At 47.9% G+C, this 874-nt stretch carries 1 protein-coding gene and 1 pseudogene; both read right to left on the bottom strand.

All coding sequences use genetic code 11. The annotated features are described in order from the left end of the window. Window positions 1-309 (bottom strand): annotated as a pseudogene (locus R7O13_RS25295) (metal ABC transporter permease); the annotation flags it as partial. Window positions 310-311: 2 nt separating this feature from the next. Beyond that, window positions 312-874 (bottom strand): metal ABC transporter solute-binding protein, Zn/Mn family (locus R7O13_RS25290; protein WP_318304999.1); only part of this gene is annotated, 563 nt, incomplete at its 5' end.

The raw sequence follows: 874 nt of genomic DNA, 5'->3' as shown, positions 1-874 counted from the left end.
CATCGGCTCAAGATGCGGATGATTTCGCTTTTCTAATGCAGCAATCAATCCGCATAACAATAACGACATTATCCAAGGGCCAAGCATTGCACCCAGCCAAGATTCCGATAACCAAGGAATCCTCACGTACAAAGTAGATGAGTTTAGCCAATAATGACTAAGCGCCGCACCCAATGCTGCGACTTGAGCCACCGCAAGGTCGATGAAAATGATCTGCCGCTGCAATACTTGCTGGCCAAGTACGACGTTACCAATTAGCGCAATCACGCCGCACAAAATAGCCGGCGCTAACCATGTGTATTCAGTCATGATCAAAACTTCACAGCGCTAGGAGAAACCAACACATCGAGTAATTCGGCAATCACTTCATCGTACAAATCATCTAAGTTCTGCTCTTTTGACACCGTCAAAGGCAATTGGACGACAGGTTTGTTTGTTCGTTGTTGCAACCACATTGCGGGGCGTTGATCTTGGTGAGACGAATACACAATCGCATCAAACGAACTTGCGTCCAACTTTGTCAGTGATTGCAGATGCGAGGTCGGCGGCGATACCCCTGGTTTGGGCTCAAGATCCGCAACTTGAACCATGCCCAGCCAATCGAACAAATATCGGTAAGTGGAATGATAGCCCACAACTTGCTTACCATTTAACGGCTTAGCTTTTGCTTCCCATTCGTTGAGTTTTTTTCGCCAATGCGCACGAAACTTCATCCCATTGAGCTGGTAGGTTGGCGCATTTTCAGGATCAACCGCTTGCAAACGCTGAGTCACAACGCGCGAAAGCGTAGTCATGTCATTCGCAGCAAACTGCACGTGCGGATTACCATGCGCATGAACGTCGCCCATACTGCGATCCACATGTTGATGTGTAT

The organism is Vibrio sp. Y176, from assembly GCF_033438945.1.
Note: the sequence above shows the minus strand (reverse complement) of the source record. Positions and strands in the feature narration are given on the sequence as shown.